The sequence below is a fragment of the Enterobacter sp. RIT418 genome (assembly GCF_003057745.1).
GTDB lineage: Bacteria > Pseudomonadota > Gammaproteobacteria > Enterobacterales > Enterobacteriaceae > Enterobacter.
Genome location: NZ_QBJD02000014.1, coordinates 119,187 through 139,690 on the forward strand (window position 1 = coordinate 119,187; position 20,504 = coordinate 139,690).

Below are 20,504 nucleotides of genomic sequence, written 5' to 3' on the forward strand. Positions count from 1 at the left end.
CGCCATGCAGGTTGGGTTAAAAACAACATCGCTTGCCACCACGCCCGCCCCCGTCAGAACTTCGCCGGGGGCGGCAACGTCCGTTGCGCGTTCCGAGGCGCTGGCGAACGCCCGGCACGCCGGGCCGCAGTTTCCCGAGTCGGCGCTGCTTTCCCGGCGCCCGCTGCGCTATAACGTTCAGCTCAACCAGCAGCTGACGTCCGTGCAGCGGGCCGAGAGCTTCCTCAGCGAAACGGAGACGCAGCTGCTGATGCTGCGCCACCAGGCGACGCGCGGCGGCGGCGCGGACAGCGCAAAGGCGGTGAATGCGCTGCTGCGACAGCGCGGTACGCTCTCGGGCGGGACGGTCGATCGTAATTTCAACGTGACGCTGCAGCAGAAAAGCCAGGTGAACTTTACGCTGCCGGGGATGGAGAAAATGCTTGAGTCGTCGTCCGGCGAAACGCTGGTGTTTGCCCTTGGCGGCGGCAGGCGCGAGCTTACCGCCGTGGCAATTCCGCCGCAGGCAACGCCGCGTCAGGCGCTGATGCAGCTGAACGTTGGGCTGGGTAAGCTCGGCATTCACGCGACGCTGGGCGGGGAAGGCCAGGTACGTTTTCAGGTGGCGGAAGATCGCTGGGCGCGGGTGAGCCAGAATTTCAGCGTGCGCGGCGAAGGACAGCAGTTCCCGGCGGAAGCCTTTACCCTGCTGGCACCGGTGGCGGAGCCAAGCCGGGAAGATGAGGTGGGCCAGCTCGCCAGCCAGTGGACGCCCGGCGCGAGCGGCAAGATGCAGCAAACGCTGGAGCAAATCACCCGCGAGCGCAGCAAATTGCACCAGCACCAGGAGCGCGTGTCGGCACGCATTCAGGATATGTCGGCGGCCTATACCCCGGACGAAGCGCTAGAGACGGCGCGGGCGCTGGGAAGCGCGTTAGCGAACGGTGGAACGCAGTACGGCGTGCTGGCGAAAGCGCTGGCAGCGCAGGGGAATGTGTCCTTGACGACGGTGAAGAATTTGCTGGGCTAGTGCTTTGAATGGCTGAGGCTTCTTGCCGCCAGCCAATGCGGGCAATAAAAAATCCCCTCTCCTTCAAGGGAGAGGGAGTACCGCAGGCTGCGGGGCTACTTCCTCAACGGATAGAGAAATATCGCACCGCTTTGTCCCACCACCAGCGGCTGCGTATCCACAAACAGCGGCTGCATCCAGAAATCCACGTGCATCAGCATATCCACCAGGCCATCAATCATCAGCCCTTTCTGCATCGTGCTGTAGTAAATCGGGGTGTAGGAAAAGAACTGTCTGCCGTTTTGCTGGTTAAGCTCCGTGAACTTCCCCTTCAGCACAAAGCGGTTGTCATTCGGATTGGTAATGGTCGTCAGGATCGCATTGTTCACGGTCTGCATGCGTGAATCGTACACTTCCTTTCGCTGCGACATCAGGTCGTAAAAGCCGAGCTGCAAGAATCCCTCAACGCTGGGCTGCGTGGAGGTTTGTGCCTGAATGATGCGCATGGCGGCGAGCGCAGTAAGGGCAGCCAGAATATAGGCCAGCAGCCATTTCCAGTTAAGTACAGGTTTCCATCTCACTGATTTTCCTCCTCGTCTCTCGAAGTATCAGGTTGTTCAGCTGGGTGGGGTCAATGCGCCAGTGGTAAATCGCCATCACCAGCTGCTTTTTATCGCAGCGGCTTTCCAGCGCAAAGGTGTAGTTGAGCGTTTGGTCAACGCTTTGGTAGTAGACCGACATGTCGGTCGATTGAGATTTGATCTGCTGATTGATGGCATAAAGGGTGTCTTTGATCTTGCTGTAAAAGTCTTCTTTATTCATCGTCGGGCGGTTTGCTTCAGAAATCTCATAGATGCGGATGTTGCTGTACACCCCCGCCTCCTGCTCTGCGGCGACCAGCCGCGATCCCCGGAGGTTGGCGTATTGCCAGCCCGCGGTGCCGCTGACAATGACGACCATCACGAGCAGCACAAAAGCCGCCAGCCACTGCGGGAGCCGAAAGCGGGAGGCTTTTTCACGGGGGAAGACGCGGACGTGCGTCGCCTCCGCTTCCGCCTCAATCAGCCCTTGCGGGGCTGGCGGAAGGATCTCGGCCGAACCGCTAGCCTCTTCCTCCTGCTGCGGGACGGGCAGCAGGGCCGGGGCGTCGATCTCTTCGCTGTCACGCTCAACGGAGCGGCACCAGCACTGCTCCAGCAGATAACCCTTTTTGGGAATGGTTTTGATTATTCTCTGCGTTTTTCCATCGTCTTCAAGCGCCGTGCGTAATGCATGAATTGCATTCGGCAAACTATTATTGCCAATAACGCGCCGCTCCCAGACCAGATTAGTAAGTTCTTCACGAGTAAGTATTTTTCCGGCATTGGTGACCAGCACATCCAGCAGTTTTAATTGATATTCACCAAGGCGTTTTCTTTCGCCGGTTACGAGGCTGATGATTGAGCCAGAGGGTAAATCGACTAACCAGTTGTTTACCGCATAATATGTTTTATTCATGGCAAGTAATGGTCGGTACCCACTCCATAAAGATTTAATTTTCAGGCATCGCACAAAAACTGTGCGAAATGCTTAATGTAAATTAATCATTAATTCCGTTTAAAATTCATCGAGAATTGCCGCTTGCCTGCGGAAATATGCAAAAAGACGCACTGCGAGGATGAAAAATGAAAAAAAATCCCACTTAGGGGGCGGGAAGTTTCATCCGGCATTTCAGGTCTTTTCTTAGGTGTGTTTAGGAAGTTTCTCTTCCGTGGCACATTTTTACGCGATAAAAGTGTGATATGCAACAAATTATTGAACGATCTCACCCCGGGCGTATTAACGTTTTTCGTTAAAGGTTAAAGTAAATCGGTTTTTGATCGTTTTATTTAGAATTTGTTTAGGAATGTAGCTGGGATGTTTTAATTAGACCTCGGGTAAATGAGACTCTTTTCAGGGGACAGATAAAAACGTAAGCAAATGTAATGGTTGTTTAAGTTTGAATGCTGTTGTGTCGCCTTATGTTCTTTTTTATTCGGTAGTTAATGACGGTCGTGACTATTAATTGTCATTTTATTTTCGCACTGAAAATTCATTTTTTTTCATTTTCGATTTAATTCTCCGTCGGGCTGTGTCGTTTTACCTGAGTACCAGAGAGAAGAACCTGACGGACAGGTTCAAAAGGAGAATTTGAACATGGCACTTTCTATTTTTACTAACGCCTCTTCCATGGCATCCGTTAACGCGCTGAATAAATCCAACAGCATGCTGTCTACCGCGATGGAGCGTCTGGGTACTGGTAAACGCATTAACTCTGCGGCAGATGACGCAGCGGGCCTGCAGATTGCTACCCGTCTTCAGGGCCAGTCCAACGGTATGAGCGTTGCTCAGCGCAACATCTCCGACGCCACCGCGCTGCTGCAGACCGCTGAAGGCGCGTTTGACGAAGTGAGCAACATCATGTACCGCATGAAAGACCTCGCCACGCAGGCAGCGAACGACACCAACGGTACCGAAGATCGTAAGGCGCTGCAGTCTGAAATGGACGAGCTGAACAGCGAACTCGACAACATCATGAACAACACCAAGTATGCTGGTGAAAGCCTGTTCGCAAGCGGCGGCAAATTCTCCTCTGCGATGAACTTCCAGATCGGCGCATCAACAAGCGAAAGCCTGAAAGTTGACGTGAGCAAAGAGCTGTCAACGGTTAAAGGCGCAAGCGGCCTGGGCGCACTGAAGTCGACTTCTGGCGCATCCGGCGCGCTGCTTACCTCCTCTGGTGCACAGGGCATGATCACCAAAGTTGAAAACGCTATCTCTCAGGTGGGTACGCTGCGCTCCAAGCTGGGTGCGAACATCAACCGTCTGGGCCACACCGCGGCGAACCTCGCGAACATGAAAGACAACACCGACCTGGCGTTGGGCAACATTCGCGACGCGGACTTCGCCTCCGAAGCGTCGAGCATGACCCGCAACCAGATGCTGGCGCAAACCAGTATGTCCATGCTGAAGCAGTCCAACAGCATGTCCGGTATGGTGATGAACCTGCTGGGCTAATCCACCTCACCGTTGCAAAAAACACCGCTGTAAGGCGGTGTTTTTGTATGCGGCACTTCCCTTCCTGTTTTCCCTTTAGGGGAAGAACGCCTTCCTTCCAGGTGTTAACTTCCTGAATTTAAATGACTTAAAAACTGGCACGATTGTTGCTTTAAACGGGCATGGTTTAGCAACAGGTGCGAACGGAGAACCTCAACATGGCAGATTTTAGCAGCATTGATCCCCAGACTCTGGCTCAGCAGCTGGCGACATACGACATCATGTCGATGCAAAACCAGTTGAAGACCAAATCGTCCACCATGAACGCGCAGAAAAAAGCCCTCGACGCGCTGAAAACCGCGCTGGGCGATTTCCGCACCGCGATGTCCGGGCTTAACGGTACCAACAGCGGCATGCTGAAAAACGCCGTCAGCATGAACCGGGAAGGCATTGCGAACGTTACTGCAAACTCAAACGCGCTGAAGGGCACCTACAACATTGAGGTGACGCAGCTCGCCTCTGCCCACCAGATCGGCTTTGACGGCATGACCGATGAGAGCATCAAAAATGCCACCGGCACCATGGACATTGAGCTGAACGGTGAAACCCTCTCCATCAATCTTGACGACATGGAAAGCCTGAGCGATCTGACGAAGGCGATTAACGGCGATGAAGATAACCCCGGCGTGACGGCGTCCCTGATCCGCACCGACGGCAGCGTCACGCTGATGTTGAGCAGCGATGAGAGCGGTGCAAAAAATACGATTTCCGTGGGCGGTACGGGCGGCTTCGATTCCAGCAACGCGAAGACGATTTCTGAAGCATCCGACTCTGAAATCAAAATGGGTGACATGACCTTCACCAACAGCTCGAACACGCTGGACAAGCTGATTGACGGGGTAACCATTGAGCTGACCTCATTAACCGAGGCCGGTAAACCGCTGACGATCTCCGTGGGGATCGACACCGAGGGCACCAAAGAGCAGCTTCAGACCTTTATCAATGCCTACAACACGCTGCAGGACACCCTCACCAACCTGACGAAAAGCGGCAACGGCGACGACGAAACCCGCGGCGCCTTTGCCGGTGATGCCACCATGTCTTCGCTCGATCGCGAGCTGAACGACGTGATGCGCCAGGTCTTCGGTGGCGTGCGGTTGTCTGATTTTGGTATTACCGCAGACAAAGACGGCAAGCTGGAGATCGACAGCAAAAAGCTGGACGACGCGCTAAAGGCCGATCCGCAAAAGCTCAGCGACCTGTTCAACGGCAAGGACGGAATGCTGGCCAAAATGGACAAGTCTCTCGACCGTTATCTGAACACCACCAATGGCTTACTGAAGGGCCGTCAGGACGTGCTGGATCGTCAGCAGAGCGACATTGAGACCAAAACGGAAGCGATGAACGCGCGCTATGAAACCTCTTATAACCGCTATCTGAAGCAATTCACGCAGCTGCAGCAGGCGATGGCATCGATGAACAACACCATGAGTATGTTTGGCTTAGCTTAAGGAAATGACCGCGTTTATGTACGGGAACGAACAGCAAGGCTTCGGCCACTATCAGGAGTCCGACCTGGCGATTCAGGCCGCCGCAGCAAACCCTCACCAGCTGGTGCTAATGCTGTTTAACGGCCTGATGGACGAACTGGTGCGGGCTAAGAGCCACATCGCCGCGCGCCGCTATGACCGCAAGGTTCAGAGCATCAACAAGTGCATCGATATTCTGAACGCGCTCACCAGCTCGCTGGATTTTGAAAAGGGCGGCGAGCTGGCGCTGAGCCTCGCCAACCTTTACGACTACTGCGTGTATCGCCTTTATGACGCCAGCCATAAGCTTTCCGTCAGCCACATTGAAGAGGTTGAAGGCATTCTGCGCAACCTGCAGGAAGGCTGGGAAAAAATGGGGCAGCAGCATGGATGACGTACAGGTGATGCGTTTTCTGGCGCGTTCCCTGGCACATTCGGCCAGCCAGCACGACTGGCCGAAGCTTGAGGACATTGACGCACAGATTGCCGCCCTGCTAACCGCGCTGAAGGGCCAGACGTTGAGCGCCGAAACGCGCGAGGCGCTGGCCGAGCTGCGGCAGACGCACGCCCGGGTTTACCAGTTCTGCCAGACGCAGCGCGACGAGCTTGAGCAGAAGATGGCGCAGTCCCGCCGCAACCAGGCCGGGGCAACCGCCTACGCGCTGTTTGCCGACGCTGAGGATGTGGGACGATGAACCTGGTACTTTCACAGCTGACGCAGCTTCCCGTTGCCGCCGAGCCTGCCGACGCCGCGCCGCTTCCCTCTGCCGGGGCGACCGGGCAGGTGTTGCCCGTGGCGGGAGAAGATGCCAGCCAGGCGGCTCCGGCGTTTAACGATGCGCTGCTGAACATCATCAACACCCTGATGGGCGTCGAGCAGCCGCGCGAGGATCCCCTGGTGCTGGCGGGCGTTAACGCAAAAGAGGATGACGACGAGCGCAAAACGCAGCGCGACGATCCTCAGGCGCTGGCAAACAGCATCATCGGTTCGCCCGAACGGCTGCTGGATGCGCTGCTGATGGCAAGCCAGATGCCGGTGAAAACGCTGAACGTTACCCAGGCTCCCGCGCCGCTGGCGGGGGATGCGCTGCAGATAAAACACCTCAGCGCGGGCCCGCAGCCGGTGGTCGAACCGCTAAACCGGGAGGCGCAGCCTCAGCTGCTGCAGCAACAGCAACAGCAGCTTAACGTGGCGCCTGCGCCCGTCGCGGAGCCGGTAAAGCCGGAGCTGCACGAGCTCGTTAAGCCGCTGGCGACGGCCCTGCCGGGCGCGGCGCAGCCGACGAGCGGCCCGACGTTTACCGCTGCGATGGACAAACAGACGGTGAACCTGCCGCCGATCAAGATGGACGCCGACGAGGCGAAGTGGGCGCAGCAGCTGCACGGCGCGCTGAACGATCGCCTCCAGCTGCAGGTTCGCAGCCAGGTGCAGCACGCCACCATCCGCCTCGACCCGCCGGAGATGGGCAAGGTGGATATTTCTCTGCACATCGAAAACGGGCGCATGCAGGTACACATCAGCGCCAGCAGCGGGGAAACCTACCGCGCGCTTCAGCAGATCAGCAGCGAGCTGCGCCAGAGCCTGACCGAGCAAAACGTGATGCAGGTAAACGTGCAGGTCTCTTCCCAGTCCGGACAACAGCAGCAGCAGGGGCAGCCGCGCAGCATGTTTGCTCCGGAAGAGGGCCCGGCAGCCGGGGCGGAAATTGCCCCTGAAAACACCCTGTCGACCGCTGACAGAGACGATTCAGTACTACTAACGGTTTAAAACACACCCATTATGACAATTAAGACTTTCTCTTTAGGGCTGGTGATTGCCCTTATTGCCGCCGTTTTCGCCGCCGTACTCACCGTCGTCGGCACCCAGTATCTCAGCCAGGACGAGCAAAAAGGCTCGGCTATTCGCGATCTGTTCTCCTCGTCGGAAGAGAGCGTCGTGGAGTTCGTTGAAATCAAAAACGTGGTCGTGACGTTAAAAAGCCAGGGTGATTCAGAACGTTATCTGCTGCTCGAACTGGCCCTGGCGACAAACTCCGCGGCCGACACGCGCCGCGCGGAAGAGATGTCGCCCGCCATTCGCGGGGCCACCGTCAACCTGCTGTCGTCGAAGGAGTACGACGCGGTGCGCGAGATGAGCGTGGAGGCGCTGCGCGAACAGCTGATGAGCGCTTATGCCGCGCGGTTTGAAAGCCTGAAAACGCGGATGCCGTTCAAAGACGTCATCATCAGCAAAATGGTTTTCCAGTAAGTCGCGGCGGCCGGTGGAAATGATGGATTTTATCGCTGACGACGCCCTCACGCCGGAAGATGAGGCGAAGTACGTTAACGCCTATCTGCCGCTGGTTCACAAGGTGGTGAAACAGCTCGCGTGGCAGACCAGCAGCGTGATGGACAGAGAAGATATGGAGCAGATTGCCCTGATGGGTCTGCTCACGTCTCTGCGCCGCTATGGCCACCCTGACGAGCAGTTTGGCGCCTATGCCGCACAGCGCATCCGCGGCGCGGTGCTTGACGAATTGCGCGAGCTGGACTGGCGTCCCCGCAGGCTGCGCCAGAAGAGCCATAAGATCAACGACGCGATACGAGAAGTCACGCGCAAGCTTGGCAGAACGCCGAGCTTTGAGGATCTCAACCAACATCTCTCCATCACCGCGGAGGAGTACCACGAATATTTGCTGCTGGATTGCGCCAAATCACTGGAGAGTCTTGATGATTTGCTGGGCGGGGATGCCCTGAACGGAACGCTGAACGGCCGTTCGCTGGAAGACGAAATGGTCACCAGCGGTACGTTAAGGGCTGCGCTGGCAAGCCTTGATGAGCGTGAGAAGATGATCCTCACCCTCTATTACCAGCAGGAAATGAGCCTGAAAGAGATTGCGTTAGTCCTCGATTTAACCGAGGCGCGCGTGTGTCAGCTCAATAAAAAGATCGCTCAAAAGATCCAGTCTTTTTTCCAGAAGTGAAAGGTATATGCAAAAGTTTCTCGGTATTTTCATCATTTTCGCCTGCGTAGTGGGCGGTTTTCTTATGTCAGGCGGGCGGCTGGCGTCGTTCTGGCAGCCTGGCGAAATCATTATCATCCTGGGCGCGGGCCTGGGCGCGATGGTGCTGGCGAACCCGAAGCCGGTGCTGGCCGAAATGTACCGCCAGTTCCGCGGCATCATGCGTAAAAACGAGTATACCGATGAGTATCAGCGCCAGCTGCTGATGCTGCTGTACGAGCTGCTTGAGCTGGTGCAGGACGGCGGCCTGAAGGTGCTCGACGAGCATATCGAAGTGCCGGAGAGCAGCCCGCTGTTCCAGAAATACCCGCTGATTTTACAGAACAAGGCCATCATCACCTTTATTGCGGACAACTTCCGCCTGATGGCGATGGGCAAAATCAACGAGCACGAGCTGGAAGGTATCCTCGAGCAGGAGCTGGTGGCGATGGAAGAGAACCTGCTCCAGCCGTCCCGTTCGCTGCAGCGCACCGCGGAAGCGATGCCGGGCTTCGGGATCTGCGCGGCGGTACTGGGGATCATCATCACCATGCAGTCGATCGACGGCTCGATTGCGGTGATCGGCGTAAAAGTGGCGGCGGCGCTGGTAGGGACGTTCCTCGGCGTATTCTTCTGCTACTGCCTGATGGACCCGGTGGCGAACGCCATGGAGCAGCGCACCAAGAAGCAGATGGCGGTGATCGAGTGCGTGCGCACCGTGCTGGTCAACCACGTGGCCGGTAAGCCTACGCTGCTGGCGGTGGATGCCGGGCGCAAAATGCTGCCGCTGGACTCAAAGCCGACCTTCGCGACGCTGGACGGCTGGGTGAACCAGATGACGGGTGAATCCTGATGCGCAACGGTCGTGGAAAAGAACATACCACTATCATCAAGCGCTCCTCGCGCAAAAGCCATGACGCGTTTCACGGCGGCGCGTGGAAGGTAGCCTTTGCCGACTTTACGCTGGCGATGATGGCGCTGTTTATGGTGCTGTGGATCATGGGCGCGGTCACGGAAGAGGAGCGAAAAGAGATCGTCTCTCAGCTCAATGGCGAGTCGATTTTCAACGGCCAGTCGCTGTCGCCTATCACCCAGCCGCACGGCGTGGGCGGCAAAATTGCGGTGACGGAAAAACGCGATCGCGGGGATCATAAGGCGCCGTCGTCGAAGCAGGAGACGGCAAAAATGCGGGCGGTAGCCGCGAAGGGCGAAAGCCTGGACGACGTGAACACGCGCTCGCAGCGCGAAATTGAAGATCTGGCGCGGATCATCATGAAAATCACTTCGGCCTATGACGCGCAGTCGAACCTGAAAATTGAGATTGTGCCGCAGGGGCTACGCATCCTGATCACCGACGATCAAAAGCGCGAAATGTTCCAGCGCAGCAGCGCGATCCTGACGCCGTTCTTCAAGCGTCTGCTCACGGAGTTCGCACCGGCGCTGAACAAGATCGACAACAAGATCATCATTACCGGACACACCGACGCCACCCGCTTTCGCGATCAGGATCTGTACAACAACTACAACCTGTCGGGCGAGCGCGCGATGCAGGCGCGTAAGGTGCTGACCAATGCCGGGCTGGCGCAGGACAAAGTGCTGCAGGTGAGCGGCATGGCGGATCAGATGCTGCTCGATCCGGAAAACCCGCTCAGCTCGTCGAACCGGCGCATTGAGATCATGGTGCTGACCCACTCGGCCAGCGACTCGCTGTATCAGTTCTTTGGCCAGCACGGTGAAAAGATCATTAAGCCGATCGTGGATAAACTCTCGCAGAAAAAATAAACGGTTTTACGATGTTCACCCTTACCCACTTTCAGAAAGCCGCAGGCCTTGCGCTTGCCGCCGCGCTCGTGATGGCATGCAGCATGCCCGCGCAGGCCGCGCCGCGCAGCGAAAAAATGACCGCCGCGGAGAAGGAGCGCGCGGAAAAGATCAGGAAGCGCAACCGGGAAATGCTGCTGAAATCGTCGCGGACCCGCCTCGCCGTGGTGCCCGTAACGCCGGAGCAGAAGCGCCGCATCAGCGAGCAGCGTCGCCTTGAGCGTGCGGAGAACCGCGCGCTGCTGGCGATGCACAAACGCTGGCAGCCGGGAACGCTCTCTACGGACATGATCTGGGAGCCGCTGCCGGGTGAGCGGATCAGCCCGCGGCTGCAGGCCTCGCTCAAGCAGGTTATCCGCCTGCTGCAGCAGCAGATCGGCAAGCCCTACGTCTGGGGCGGCCAGACGCCCGAGCAGGGGTTCGACTGCAGCGGCCTGGTGTTTTATGCCTTTAACCCGGTGCTGAGCCGCAACCTGCCGCGCACCGCCAACGGCATGTTCCAGGACCGCACGCTGCACCCCGTCGGCCAGGACAAGCTCCGCCGCGGCGACCTGGTCTTTTTCAATATCAACCAGCGCCCGGGAGCCGACCACGTTGGCGTTTACCTCGGCGACGGACAATTTATCGAAGCGCCGCGAACCGGCCTGAACATTCGCGTGAGCCAGCTTTCGGACCGCTTCTGGCAGGACCACTACCTCGGTGCCCGCCGGATATTAACTGAAGAGGCCGTGCTGTAACGGCCTGACGCTGAATACCCCCTCAAGGTATGCGCCGCCACGGATGGCCCCCTTATTTTAAAAGATTGACTGAGAAACTTGTTATGAACCAGATGCGTAAAAAATTTGCCATTGACGATGGCTCTACCAACGTCAAAATCAGCTGGATTGAGAACGGCACGCTGAAAACCGTGGTCTCGCCAAACTCCTTCCGCAAGGACTGGAAAAGCGCGGCGCTGCTGCGCGGGCAGGCGGTATATAACTACACCATCGGCACCACCAAATACACCTACGATGCCACGTCAGACAAGGCGCTCTCCACCACGCACATTGACTATCAGTATGACGATTTAAACCTGCTGGCGGTGCACCACGCGCTGCTGCAAACCGGCGTTGCGCCCTGCGATGTGGAGGTGATTGTTACCCTGCCGATTACCCAGTTCTACAAGCCGGACGATTGCCAGCGCAACGAAGAGCGTATCGAAGCGAAGCGCCAGAACCTGATGCGCGACATCAGCCTGAACAAGGGCGAGCTGTTCCGCATCGTTGACGTTCAGGTCATGCCGGAGAGCCTGCCCGCCGCGCTGTCGCATCTTTTGAACTCCAACGTGAACGAATTTACCAAATCGCTGGTGATCGACTGCGGCGGCACGACGCTGGATATGGGCATCGTGGTCGGCGAGTTTGACGACGTGTCGGCGATATACGGCAATAACGAGATTGGCGTGGCGATGGTCACGGACGCCACGCGCAAGCTGCTGGCGGCGGCGGACAGCGACTCCAGCTACCTGGTGGCAAATGAGCTTATCAAGCGCCGCCACGACGCCGGGTTCGTTCTCAGCGTGGTGAACGATGAGTCGCGTATCGACGACATTCTTGAAAAGATTGAGATCAAGATTCAGGAGCTGGGCGACCAGGTGGCCTACGAGGCGAAAAAATTCGCGAAAAACCCGAACCGCGTCTATCTGGTCGGCGGCGGCGCGCACCTGATTGAAGGGGCGATCCGCGAGGCCTATGCGACGCTCGGCGACCGCGTGGTCAGCATTGAGAACCCGCAGAGCGCGCTGTCGCGCGAGATTTGCCTCTATCATTCGGAGTCGGGCGCGGAGGCGGTCGATGAGCCGCTGATGGCCGAGGTGGGCGAGAATGCGTAAGGGGCAAATCCGCCGCGTAAATCTCTCCCTTCACCTGACGCCGGACCAGTCGCGCGCGGACATGCGCGCGATGCAGCAGCTGCAAAAATGGCATCAGTCGATGAATCAGTCTGACAACATCGACGATACGAATATGGAAATCCGCGCGTTTCACCGCAACGTGTACCTTGCGGGGCTTCAGCTGCACCTGCTGGACCCGTCGCTCTGCCACCACGTGGCGGAATCGCTAGGGCGTGAAAATCTGTCGCTGGCGGCGCTGTTGTCGGAGCTTCAGGCGCAGCCGCAGAGCGATGCCGCGTCGGAGCAGCTGGCAGAGCTGCAGAAGATCCGCGAAGAGATTGCCGCGCTCAGGCCGCTGATGGAGCAGCAGAAGCTGGCCCTTCAGCAGCTGCGCATGGCGGCGAAAACCGTCAGCCCGCCGGCGCCGGAGCGCAGCAGCGGCCCGGAGGAGATGGCGCTCAGCGACGTCGATACGCCGACGAAAAAAATGCAGAAGGTCCGGCAGAAAGGTATTTTTTGACGCACTTCCCCTTTGCAGCGGAAGGGGAAAAGCCGATCAGGTAATGACCACCGGCCACTCTGGCGGCGTGTGGCTCATCGCTTCCACCATCACCACTTTCATATTTTCCCAGATAGCGGCGATATCCAGCAGGGTAATGCCCAGCAGGCCCGTCGCGAACCAGCATGCGGCCCCCAGCCCCAGCAGGGTGCTGATCGCGGCCAGGCCCGCATAGTCAGATTTACGAAATTGAATATTCAGCGTGCTGGCTAAAAACATCAAAACCGCACTCAACAATGGCCAGCGCAGAAGAACCATGCTGGTGGTAATGGTTGCCATAAACCCATCCTCGACAGATCAGATGCATACAATGAAACAATGTTTCTCGTTACATAATAACTGTGAACTATATCACGTTTGCTCTTTTATTCGCCACTGTCAAGGTGATGAAAAGTGACCCGTTTACGATCGGGAAGGGCGGTGAAACCGCGGCAGAGGACGCTATCTTCGCGCGCGAACTCTCCCCCAGGCCGCGCCTGCCGATAGCGCGTGAAAGCACGCCGCGAGAACGGGAAAGGGAAAGCGCAGCGGATTGTTTATAAATCAACGCGGAAAATATGCGCAATCAAAAGCAAACATTACCGGGCATCGTTTGTGCCTTTTTCAGGCGGCGAGAGGTGGGGGATAAAAAAAATTTCAACGGAAGGTTATCTTTAAATCAACGGACGGGCTGGATATTATTTTCCTTAATTAAAACTGAATGAATACTTTTAGTTTAGCTTACGGAAAAATATTATCGGCATAACAAAATTTCAGATTTTTAATACCAAAAGTCAGTTGCTAACTTCGCATGATTCATGCAACGTAATCACCTGTTTATCGAAGCACCCGGCCTTCATTACTACAGGCGTACAACAATCAGGGATATAGAGCGGAAAATGAATCGTAGCGCACGGCGCAAGGTGCTCGGGGGATTAGGGATCATCATGGTAGTTTCGCTACCCGTGATGCTTGCGCTATGGTTTGCCCAGATGCGCGCCGTGACGGAAACCAGCGCTGCGTTACGCACATTTGCCGAACTTGCTTTAGACAAAACTGAACTCGTTATTCAAGAAGTTGATTTAGCTCGGGATGACGCCGAGAAATATCAGGGCCAGGTGTGCACGCCCGCGCACCGTCAATATATGCTAAACGTTGTTCGCGGCCGCCTCTTCATCGCTGATTTAATTTACGCCGAAGGTCAGAATTTTCTCTGTTCGACTGTTTTTACCCCTGAACAACCTTACGTAATCCCCACCGCCAATTACACCCGTAAACCCGACGTTGCTATCTATTATTATCGCGATACGCCCTTTTTCAACGGCTATAAAATGACGTATATGCAGCGCGGGAATTATGTTGTAGTGGTCAACCCACTTTCCTACAGCGAAGTGATGTCTTCGGATAATTCGCTGTCGTGGGGAGTGTATGACACGGTGACAAATGCATTCTTCTCGGTCAGTACAAAGGCCAATGTTCCCTTATTAAATTCAATGATTCGGGATAAGGAAGCATCATTTCAGAGAGATGACCGTTTTTATACGGTGGTCAAATCGAATAAACGTCCTATTGCCGCCATCGTCTCGACGTCGAATAAACGCTTTTACGAAACGCTTTATCATCAGGCCACGCTGACGCTGCCGCTGGGAATGATTTGCAGCATTATCATTCTGCTGGTGTGGTCGCGCACCCGCCGTGAGCTTAACTCGCCGGGGCGTCTTCTGCATCGGGCACTCGCCAGGCGCCAGCTGCGCGTGCATTATCAGCCCATCATCGATATCAAGCACAACCGCTGCGTTGGGGCGGAGGCACTGCTGCGCTGGCCCGGTTTTAACGGGCAGGTCATGAGCCCGGCCGAGTTTATTCCGCTGGCGGAAAAAGAGGGGATGATCGCGCGGATAACGGATTACGTGGTGGAGGAAGTGTTCAGCGATCTCGGGGACTTTCTGGCGGCTCACCCGCACCTTTATATTTCCATTAACCTCTCGGCCTCCGATTTCCACTCCTCGCGCCTGATCGCCATGATATCGGACAAGGCCAGGCACTTCTCCGTGCGCGCGCAGCAGATCAAAATCGAGGTGACGGAGCGCGGGTTTATCGACGTGCCGAAAACCACGCCGGTGATCCAGGCGTTTCGCCAGGCGGGCTATGAGGTGGCGATCGATGACTTTGGCACCGGCTATTCGAACCTGCATAACCTCTATTCGCTGAACGTGGACATCCTGAAAATCGACAAATCGTTTGTCGATACCTTGACCACCAACAGCACCAGCCACCTGATTGCCGAGCACATCATTGAGATGGCCCAGAGCCTGCGGCTCAAAACCATCGCGGAAGGGGTGGAAACGGCGGAGCAGGTCAGCTGGCTGTTGAAGCGCGGCGTGCAGTATTGTCAGGGATGGCACTTCGCGAAAGCGATGCCGCCGCAGGAGTTTATGACCTGGCAGCAGCAGCCTTTACTCTCAGCGCACTAGCCGAGCTGGTGGCGATAGTCGCTCGGCGTGCGGTCAAACTCGCGGCGGAACACCCGGGAAAACGTCTGCTGCGAGACGTAGCCCAGATCCATGGCGATATCAAAAATAGGCCGCTGCGTAGAGCGTAGCGCCTGGGCCGCCATCAGCAGCCTGCGCTGGCGGATATACTCGCCGAGCGTCTGGTGCATGACGGTGCGGAACATTCTCTGCAAGTACCATTTCGAATAGCCCGATTTCTTAGCGACCACATCAATGTTCAACGGTTGGTCGATATGTTCATCAATCCATTCAATAAGCGTCTGAATAATTTGCTGATGCGACATAAGGTTGCCCCTCTTTACATACAACTATCTCTGTTGATTCGTCGTTTTCTCTGCGGGGGAGTATAATTCCTCAAGTTAACTTGAGGTAAAGGGGTTTTATGGAAAAGAGATTACCGCGAATTAAAGCGCTCCTGACGCCGGGAGAGGTCGCAAAGCGCAGCGGCGTGGCGGTATCCGCGCTCCACTTTTATGAAAGCAAAGGGCTGATTAAAAGCATCCGCAACGCGGGGAACCAGCGGCGCTACACGCGCGACGTGCTCCGCTACGTGGCGATTATCAAAATTGCGCAACGGATCGGCATACCGCTGGCCACCATCAGCGACGCGTTCGGCGTGCTGCCTGAAGGCCACACGCTGAGCGCAAAAGAGTGGAAGCAGCTCTCCTCCCAGTGGCGCGACGAGCTGGACAGGCGCATTCATACCCTGGTGGCGTTGCGCGACGAGCTGGACGGGTGCATCGGCTGCGGATGCCTGTCGCGCAGCGATTGCCCGCTGCGTAACCCGGGCGACAGGCTCGGCGAGCAGGGTACGGGGGCGCGGCTGCTGGAGGAAGAGTAACCTTCTGCCGCGACCCGGCAATACCCCGCGCCGCAAAAAGAACTAAAGCGCCACAAGGGGCGCTTTAGTTTTTCCCGGTCTTTGTCTTTCTCTCTATCCCGCTGGTTCACGGGAGGGTTTCCTCCGACGTCTGCACCCCTCGTGTCGAGCTGGCTGGTGAGGTTCCGGATTGTGCTGACACTTTAAGTCTATGCAAAGGCCGCTGTTTCGCCAGCCGCAGAGGCCATTTTTTCGCCAAATTTTTTTCGTGATGTTGTTCGATTTTCTATAGTTAAAAAGAATAAAACTCAGGAGAAGACGATGCTAACGGTCCACCACCTTAACCAGTCGCGTTCACATCGCGCGCTCTGGGCGCTGGAAGAACTTTCCGTGCCGTATGAGATTGTGCATTACCAGCGTGAGAAAAATATGCTCGCGCCCGAATCCCTTAAAAAAGTGCATCCGCTGGGCAAGTCGCCGGTTGTGGAGGATAACGGGCTGATCCTCGCCGAGTCCGGGGCGATTCTGGAGTATTTACAGGAGAACTACGATCCCGATTTTCGCCTCAAGCCGCAGGACCCGGCCAATAAAATCCAGTATCGCTTCTGGCTGCATTACGCCGAAGGTTCGCTGATGCCGCTGCTGTTAATGAAGCTGGTGTTTAACAGCCTCGGAAAACCGCCCGTGCCGTTCGGCCTGAGAACCCTGGGCAACGCGCTCGGGAAGGGCGTGCAAAAGGCGTATCTCGATCGCCAGCTTGAAACGCACTCGCGCTTTATCGAATCGCATCTTGCGCAAAACGGCTGGTTTGCCGGCGAAACGCTCAGCATGGCCGACATCCAGATGAGTTTTCCGGTCTTTGCCCTGCTGGCGCGGGGCGGCATTGACAACTTACCCCATACCCACGCCTGGAAGAAAAAGGTGGAAATGCGTCCCGGCTGGCAGCGAACCCTGGAAAAGGGCGGGCCGCTGGATATTCCTGGATAGCACGAAATGCAACGAAATTGCGCAGGGACGATAACGTTTGCGCATCCTCTGTTTATTTCTTCATCGACATAAGAGAATTTTAGCGAAAAACGCGAAAGTTCAGTTGAAAAGGGCGGTGATTCGGCTAGATAATCGTTTGCCTTAAATTGACCACCCGTTTTGTAAGCGCGGAGCTAAACGTTTGCTTTTTTGTGACGCCCTTTTCGTCGCAAACGCAGTATATGGATTTGACGTTTCGCTGGCAGCGGAGACGCCACCACGCTTACCAACGACCTATAAAAACTCTCAGGGGATGTTCTCTATGTCTACGCCATCTGCGCGTACCGGCGGTTCGCTTGACGCCATGTTTAAAATTTCCGCTCGCGGCAGCACCGTGCGCCAGGAAGTCGTTGCCGGTCTGACAACGTTTCTGGCGATGGTGTATTCGGTGATCGTTGTGCCGGGCATGCTGGGCAAGGCGGGCTTCCCGCCTGCGGCCGTCTTCGTGGCCACCTGCCTGGTGGCGGGCGTCGGTTCCATCGTGATGGGCCTGTGGGCTAACCTGCCGCTGGCGATTGGCTGCGCCATCTCTCTGACCGCCTTTACCGCGTTCAGCCTGGTGCTGGGGCAGCACATTAGCGTGCCGGTCGCGCTCGGCGCGGTCTTCCTGATGGGCGTGCTGTTTACCATTATCTCTGCCACCGGCATCCGCAGCTGGATTTTGCGCAACCTGCCGCAGGGCGTGGCGCACGGCACCGGCATCGGTATCGGCCTGTTCCTGCTGCTGATTGCCGCGAACGGCGTGGGCCTGGTGATTAAAAACCCGCTCGACGGCCTGCCGGTTGCGCTCGGCAACTTTGCCAGCTTCCCGGTGATCATGTCCCTGATTGGCCTGGCGGTGATTATCGGCCTGGAAAAGCTGAAGGTGCCCGGCGGCATTTTGCTGACCATTATCGGCATCTCTATCGTTGGCCTGATTTTTGACCCAACCGTCCACTTCTCCGGCATTTTCGCCATGCCGTCCCTGAGTGACGATAAAGGTAACTCCCTGATCGGCAGCCTGGATATCGTTGGCGCGCTGAACCCGGTGATCCTGCCAAGCGTGCTGGCGCTGGTCATGACCGCGGTGTTTGATGCCACCGGCACCATCCGCGCGGTAGCGGGGCAGGCGAACCTGCTGGACAAAGACGGCCAGATTATCGACGGCGGCAAAGCGCTGACCACCGACTCCCTGAGCAGCGTGTTCTCCGGCCTGGTGGGCGCTTCTCCTGCGGCAGTGTACATTGAGTCTGCGGCGGGGACGGCGGCTGGCGGCAAAACCGGCCTGACGGCGATCACCGTGGGCGTGCTGTTCCTGCTGATCCTGTTCCTTTCTCCGCTTTCCTACCTGGTGCCCGCGTATGCGACCGCACCGGCGCTGATGTACGTCGGCCTGCTGATGCTGAGCAACGTGGCGAAAATCGACTTTGCCGACTTCGTGGACGCGATGTCTGGCCTGATCACCGCGGTATTTATCGTGCTGACCTGCAACATCGTGACCGGCATCATGATCGGCTTTGCGTCGCTGGTGATTGGCCGTCTGGTGTCCGGCGAGTGGCGCAAGCTGAACGTCGGCACGGTGGTGATTGCCGTCGCGCTGGTGGCGTTCTACGCGGGCGGCTGGGCGATTTAACTTATCCATTAATGCGAAAACGGGTGGCTCAGGCCGCCCGTTTTTCATTTTCAGCCCCCATCCCGTTGCCTTTTGCGTTACTCTGAGGAAGATATAATAAAAGGCACGACGCCTTTCGAAGTACATAAGAACTGCTGCAAACAGGGAACGCATGGAAATCTTCTTCACAATACTCATCATGACCCTTGTGGTCTCACTATCCGGGGTGGTTACACGGGTACTGCCCTTTCAGTTACCCCTGCCATTAATGCAAATTGCTATCGGCGCGCTGCTGGCGTGGCCGACGTTTGGCCTGCACGTTGAGTTCGACCCCGAGCTGTTCCTCGTGTTGTTCATTCCGCCGCTGCTGTTTGCCGACGGCTGGAAAACGCCCACGCGCGAGTTCCTGGAGCACGGCCGGGAGATCTTCGGCCTGGCGCTGGCGCTGGTTATCGTCACCGTGGTTGGGATAGGGTTCCTGATCTACTGGGCGGTGCCGGGCATTCCCCTGATCCCGGCCTTCGCGCTGGCCGCCGTGCTGTCGCCAACCGACGCCGTGGCGCTCTCCGGCATCGTCGGCGAGGGGCGTATTCCAAAGAAAATTATGGGCATTTTGCAGGGCGAGGCGCTGATGAACGATGCCTCCGGCCTGGTGGCCCTGAAGTTTGCCGTGGCGGTCGCCATGGGAACGATGGTCTTTACCGTCGGCGGCGCGACGCTGGAATTTTTCAAGGTCGCGATTGGCGGCATCCTGGCCGGGTTTGTGGTCAGCTGGCTGTACGGCCGTTCGCTGCGCTTCCTCAGCCGCTGGGGCGGCGATGAGCCCGCCACGCAAATCGTGCTGCTGTTCCTGCTGCCGTTTGCCTCATACCTGATTGCCGAACACATCGGCGTGTCGGGCATCCTGGCGGCCGTCGCGGCGGGGATGACCATCACCCGTTCCGGCGTGATGCGCACCGCACCGCTGGCAATGCGCCTGCGCGCCAACAGCACCTGGGCGATGCTGGAGTTTGTGTTTAACGGTATGGTGTTCCTGCTGTTGGGCCTGCAGCTGCCGGGCATTCTGGAGTCCTCGCTGGTGGCGGCAGAAGCCGACCCGAACGTTGAAACCTGGATGCTGTTTACCGACATCGTGCTGATCTACATGGCGCTGATGCTGGTGCGCTTCGGCTGGCTGTGGACGATGAAAAACTTCAGCCAGCGCTTCCTGAAAAAAAAGCCGATGGAGTTCGGCTCGTGGACCACGCGCGAGCTGCTTATCGCCTCTTTCGCGGGCGTGCGCGGGGCGATTACCCTTGCCGGTGTGCTCTCCATTCCGCTGCTGCTGCCCACCGGAGACGTCTTCCCGGCGCGCTACGAGCTGGTGTTCCTGGCGGCGGGCGTGATTTTGTTCTCGCTGTTTGTGGGCGTGGTGATGCTGCCTATTCTGCTCCAGCACCTGGAGGTGGGCGACCACACCCAGCAGCATAAGGAGGAGCGCATTGCCCGCGCCGCCACGGCCGAAGTGGCGATTGTGGCCATCCAGAAAATGGAAGAACGTCTTGCAGCGGACGCGGAAGAGAACATCGACAATCAGCTACTGACCGAAGTGAGTTCGCGCGTGATTGGTAACCTGCGCCGCCGCGCGGACGGACGTAACGACGTGGAAAGCTCGCAGCAGGAAGAGAACCTGGAGCGCCGCTTCCGCCTGGCGGCGCTGCGTTCGGAGCGCGCCGAGCTGTATCACCTGCGCGCCACGCGCCAGATCAGCAACGAGACGCTGCAAAAGCTGCTGCACGATCTGGACCTGCTGGAAGCGTTGTTAATCGATAA

At 57.2% G+C, this 20,504-nt stretch carries 22 protein-coding genes; 18 read left to right on the forward strand and 4 right to left on the reverse strand.

What is annotated here, in order from left to right; all coding sequences use genetic code 11:
* The first annotated feature begins 4 nt into the window (after positions 1-4).
* Positions 5-1,009: a hypothetical protein gene (locus DBY73_RS16630; RefSeq protein ID WP_181573253.1), complete on the forward strand. Its 1,005-nt coding sequence runs from the start codon at positions 5-7 to the stop codon at positions 1,007-1,009.
* Positions 1,010-1,104: 95 nt separating this feature from the next.
* On the opposite strand, the gene DBY73_RS16635 is transcribed toward DBY73_RS16630, so the two are convergent.
* Together DBY73_RS16635 and DBY73_RS16640 are read right to left on the reverse strand one after the other, a co-directional pair.
* The gene (locus DBY73_RS16635; RefSeq protein WP_112012176.1) at positions 1,105-1,569 is read right to left on the reverse strand and encodes a hypothetical protein; all 465 of its coding nucleotides are present in this window, start codon (positions 1,567-1,569) and stop codon (positions 1,105-1,107) included.
* Positions 1,547-2,485, reverse strand: a complete 939-nt coding sequence (locus tag DBY73_RS16640) for a transcriptional regulator (protein WP_112012177.1) — start codon at positions 2,483-2,485, stop codon at positions 1,547-1,549. The genes DBY73_RS16635 and DBY73_RS16640 overlap by 23 nt, the downstream gene beginning before the upstream one ends.
* 678 nt (positions 2,486-3,163) lie before the next feature.
* On the opposite strand from DBY73_RS16640, the gene DBY73_RS16645 reads away from it, so the two are divergent.
* The 12 genes from DBY73_RS16645 to DBY73_RS16700 all read left to right on the forward strand — a co-directional run bounded on the left by DBY73_RS16645 (position 3,164) and on the right by DBY73_RS16700 (position 12,724).
* Positions 3,164-4,024 (forward strand): flagellin, encoded by an 861-nt coding sequence (locus tag DBY73_RS16645; protein WP_112012178.1) that lies wholly within the window; start codon positions 3,164-3,166, stop codon positions 4,022-4,024.
* 197 nt (positions 4,025-4,221) lie between these two features.
* Positions 4,222-5,514 (forward strand): flagellar filament capping protein FliD, encoded by a 1,293-nt coding sequence (fliD, locus tag DBY73_RS16650; protein ID WP_112012179.1) that lies wholly within the window; start codon positions 4,222-4,224, stop codon positions 5,512-5,514.
* Positions 5,515-5,530: 16 nt separating this feature from the next.
* Positions 5,531-5,926, forward strand: coding sequence for a flagellar export chaperone FliS (fliS, locus tag DBY73_RS16655; protein WP_112012197.1), 396 nt, complete (start codon positions 5,531-5,533; stop codon positions 5,924-5,926).
* Positions 5,919-6,227 carry a flagellar protein FliT gene (gene fliT / locus DBY73_RS16660; protein ID WP_112012180.1) on the forward strand — a complete coding sequence of 103 codons (309 nt, stop codon included), beginning with the start codon at positions 5,919-5,921 and terminating at the stop codon, positions 6,225-6,227. Before fliS ends, fliT begins: the two co-directional genes overlap by 8 nt.
* Positions 6,224-7,300, forward strand: a complete 1,077-nt coding sequence (locus tag DBY73_RS22225) for a flagellar hook-length control protein FliK (protein WP_220092931.1) — start codon at positions 6,224-6,226, stop codon at positions 7,298-7,300. Before fliT ends, DBY73_RS22225 begins: the two co-directional genes overlap by 4 nt.
* A 12-nt stretch (positions 7,301-7,312) precedes the next feature.
* The gene (locus DBY73_RS16670) at positions 7,313-7,780 is read left to right on the forward strand and encodes a flagellar basal body-associated FliL family protein (RefSeq protein WP_112012181.1); all 468 of its coding nucleotides are present in this window, start codon (positions 7,313-7,315) and stop codon (positions 7,778-7,780) included.
* A gap of 19 nt (positions 7,781-7,799) precedes the next feature.
* Entirely contained in the window at positions 7,800-8,495 is a 696-nt protein-coding gene (locus DBY73_RS16675; protein WP_112012182.1) for a FliA/WhiG family RNA polymerase sigma factor, read from the forward strand.
* Between the two features lie 7 nt (positions 8,496-8,502).
* Positions 8,503-9,366, forward strand: a complete 864-nt coding sequence (motA, locus tag DBY73_RS16680; RefSeq protein WP_112012183.1) for a flagellar motor stator protein MotA — start codon at positions 8,503-8,505, stop codon at positions 9,364-9,366.
* Positions 9,366-10,295 carry a putative lateral flagellar export/assembly protein LafU gene (lafU, locus tag DBY73_RS16685; protein WP_112012184.1) on the forward strand — a complete coding sequence of 310 codons (930 nt, stop codon included), beginning with the start codon at positions 9,366-9,368 and terminating at the stop codon, positions 10,293-10,295. The genes motA and lafU overlap by 1 nt, the downstream gene beginning before the upstream one ends.
* 11 nt (positions 10,296-10,306) lie before the next feature.
* Entirely contained in the window at positions 10,307-11,071 is a 765-nt protein-coding gene (locus DBY73_RS16690; RefSeq protein ID WP_112012185.1) for a C40 family peptidase, read from the forward strand.
* Between the two features lie 83 nt (positions 11,072-11,154).
* Complete coding sequence (gene parM, locus DBY73_RS16695; protein ID WP_112012186.1) at positions 11,155-12,204, forward strand: plasmid segregation protein ParM domain-containing protein; 1,050 nt, start codon at positions 11,155-11,157, stop codon at positions 12,202-12,204.
* Positions 12,197-12,724 (forward strand): hypothetical protein, encoded by a 528-nt coding sequence (locus tag DBY73_RS16700; protein ID WP_112012187.1) that lies wholly within the window; start codon positions 12,197-12,199, stop codon positions 12,722-12,724. Before parM ends, DBY73_RS16700 begins: the two co-directional genes overlap by 8 nt.
* A 36-nt stretch (positions 12,725-12,760) precedes the next feature.
* On the opposite strand, the gene DBY73_RS16705 is transcribed toward DBY73_RS16700, so the two are convergent.
* Entirely contained in the window at positions 12,761-13,042 is a 282-nt protein-coding gene (locus tag DBY73_RS16705; protein ID WP_112012188.1) for a YjcB family protein, read from the reverse strand.
* A 599-nt stretch (positions 13,043-13,641) separates the two neighbouring features.
* Here DBY73_RS16705 and DBY73_RS16715 point away from each other — a divergent pair.
* On the forward strand, positions 13,642-15,216 hold the full coding sequence (locus tag DBY73_RS16715) for an EAL domain-containing protein (RefSeq protein ID WP_112012190.1): 1,575 nt from the start codon (positions 13,642-13,644) through the stop codon (positions 15,214-15,216).
* On the opposite strand, the gene soxS is transcribed toward DBY73_RS16715, so the two are convergent.
* On the reverse strand, positions 15,213-15,539 hold the full coding sequence (soxS, locus tag DBY73_RS16720) for a superoxide response transcriptional regulator SoxS (RefSeq protein ID WP_112012191.1): 327 nt from the start codon (positions 15,537-15,539) through the stop codon (positions 15,213-15,215). The two genes, DBY73_RS16715 and soxS, sit on opposite strands and share 4 nt — an antisense overlap.
* A 98-nt stretch (positions 15,540-15,637) precedes the next feature.
* Between soxS and soxR the strand changes: the two genes are divergently transcribed.
* From soxR to DBY73_RS16740, 4 genes are all read left to right on the forward strand, one after another.
* The gene (gene soxR, locus DBY73_RS16725; protein WP_112012192.1) at positions 15,638-16,096 is read left to right on the forward strand and encodes a redox-sensitive transcriptional activator SoxR; all 459 of its coding nucleotides are present in this window, start codon (positions 15,638-15,640) and stop codon (positions 16,094-16,096) included.
* Positions 16,097-16,396: 300 nt separating this feature from the next.
* A complete protein-coding gene (locus DBY73_RS16730) occupies positions 16,397-17,062 on the forward strand; it encodes a glutathione S-transferase (RefSeq protein ID WP_112012193.1) in 666 nt (221 codons plus the stop codon).
* 301 nt (positions 17,063-17,363) lie between these two features.
* Positions 17,364-18,713 (forward strand): guanine/hypoxanthine transporter GhxP, encoded by a 1,350-nt coding sequence (ghxP, locus tag DBY73_RS16735; protein WP_112012194.1) that lies wholly within the window; start codon positions 17,364-17,366, stop codon positions 18,711-18,713.
* A gap of 151 nt (positions 18,714-18,864) precedes the next feature.
* Positions 18,865-20,504: Na+/H+ antiporter (locus tag DBY73_RS16740; RefSeq protein WP_112012199.1), on the forward strand; the 1,640-nt coding region annotated here is incomplete at its 3' end.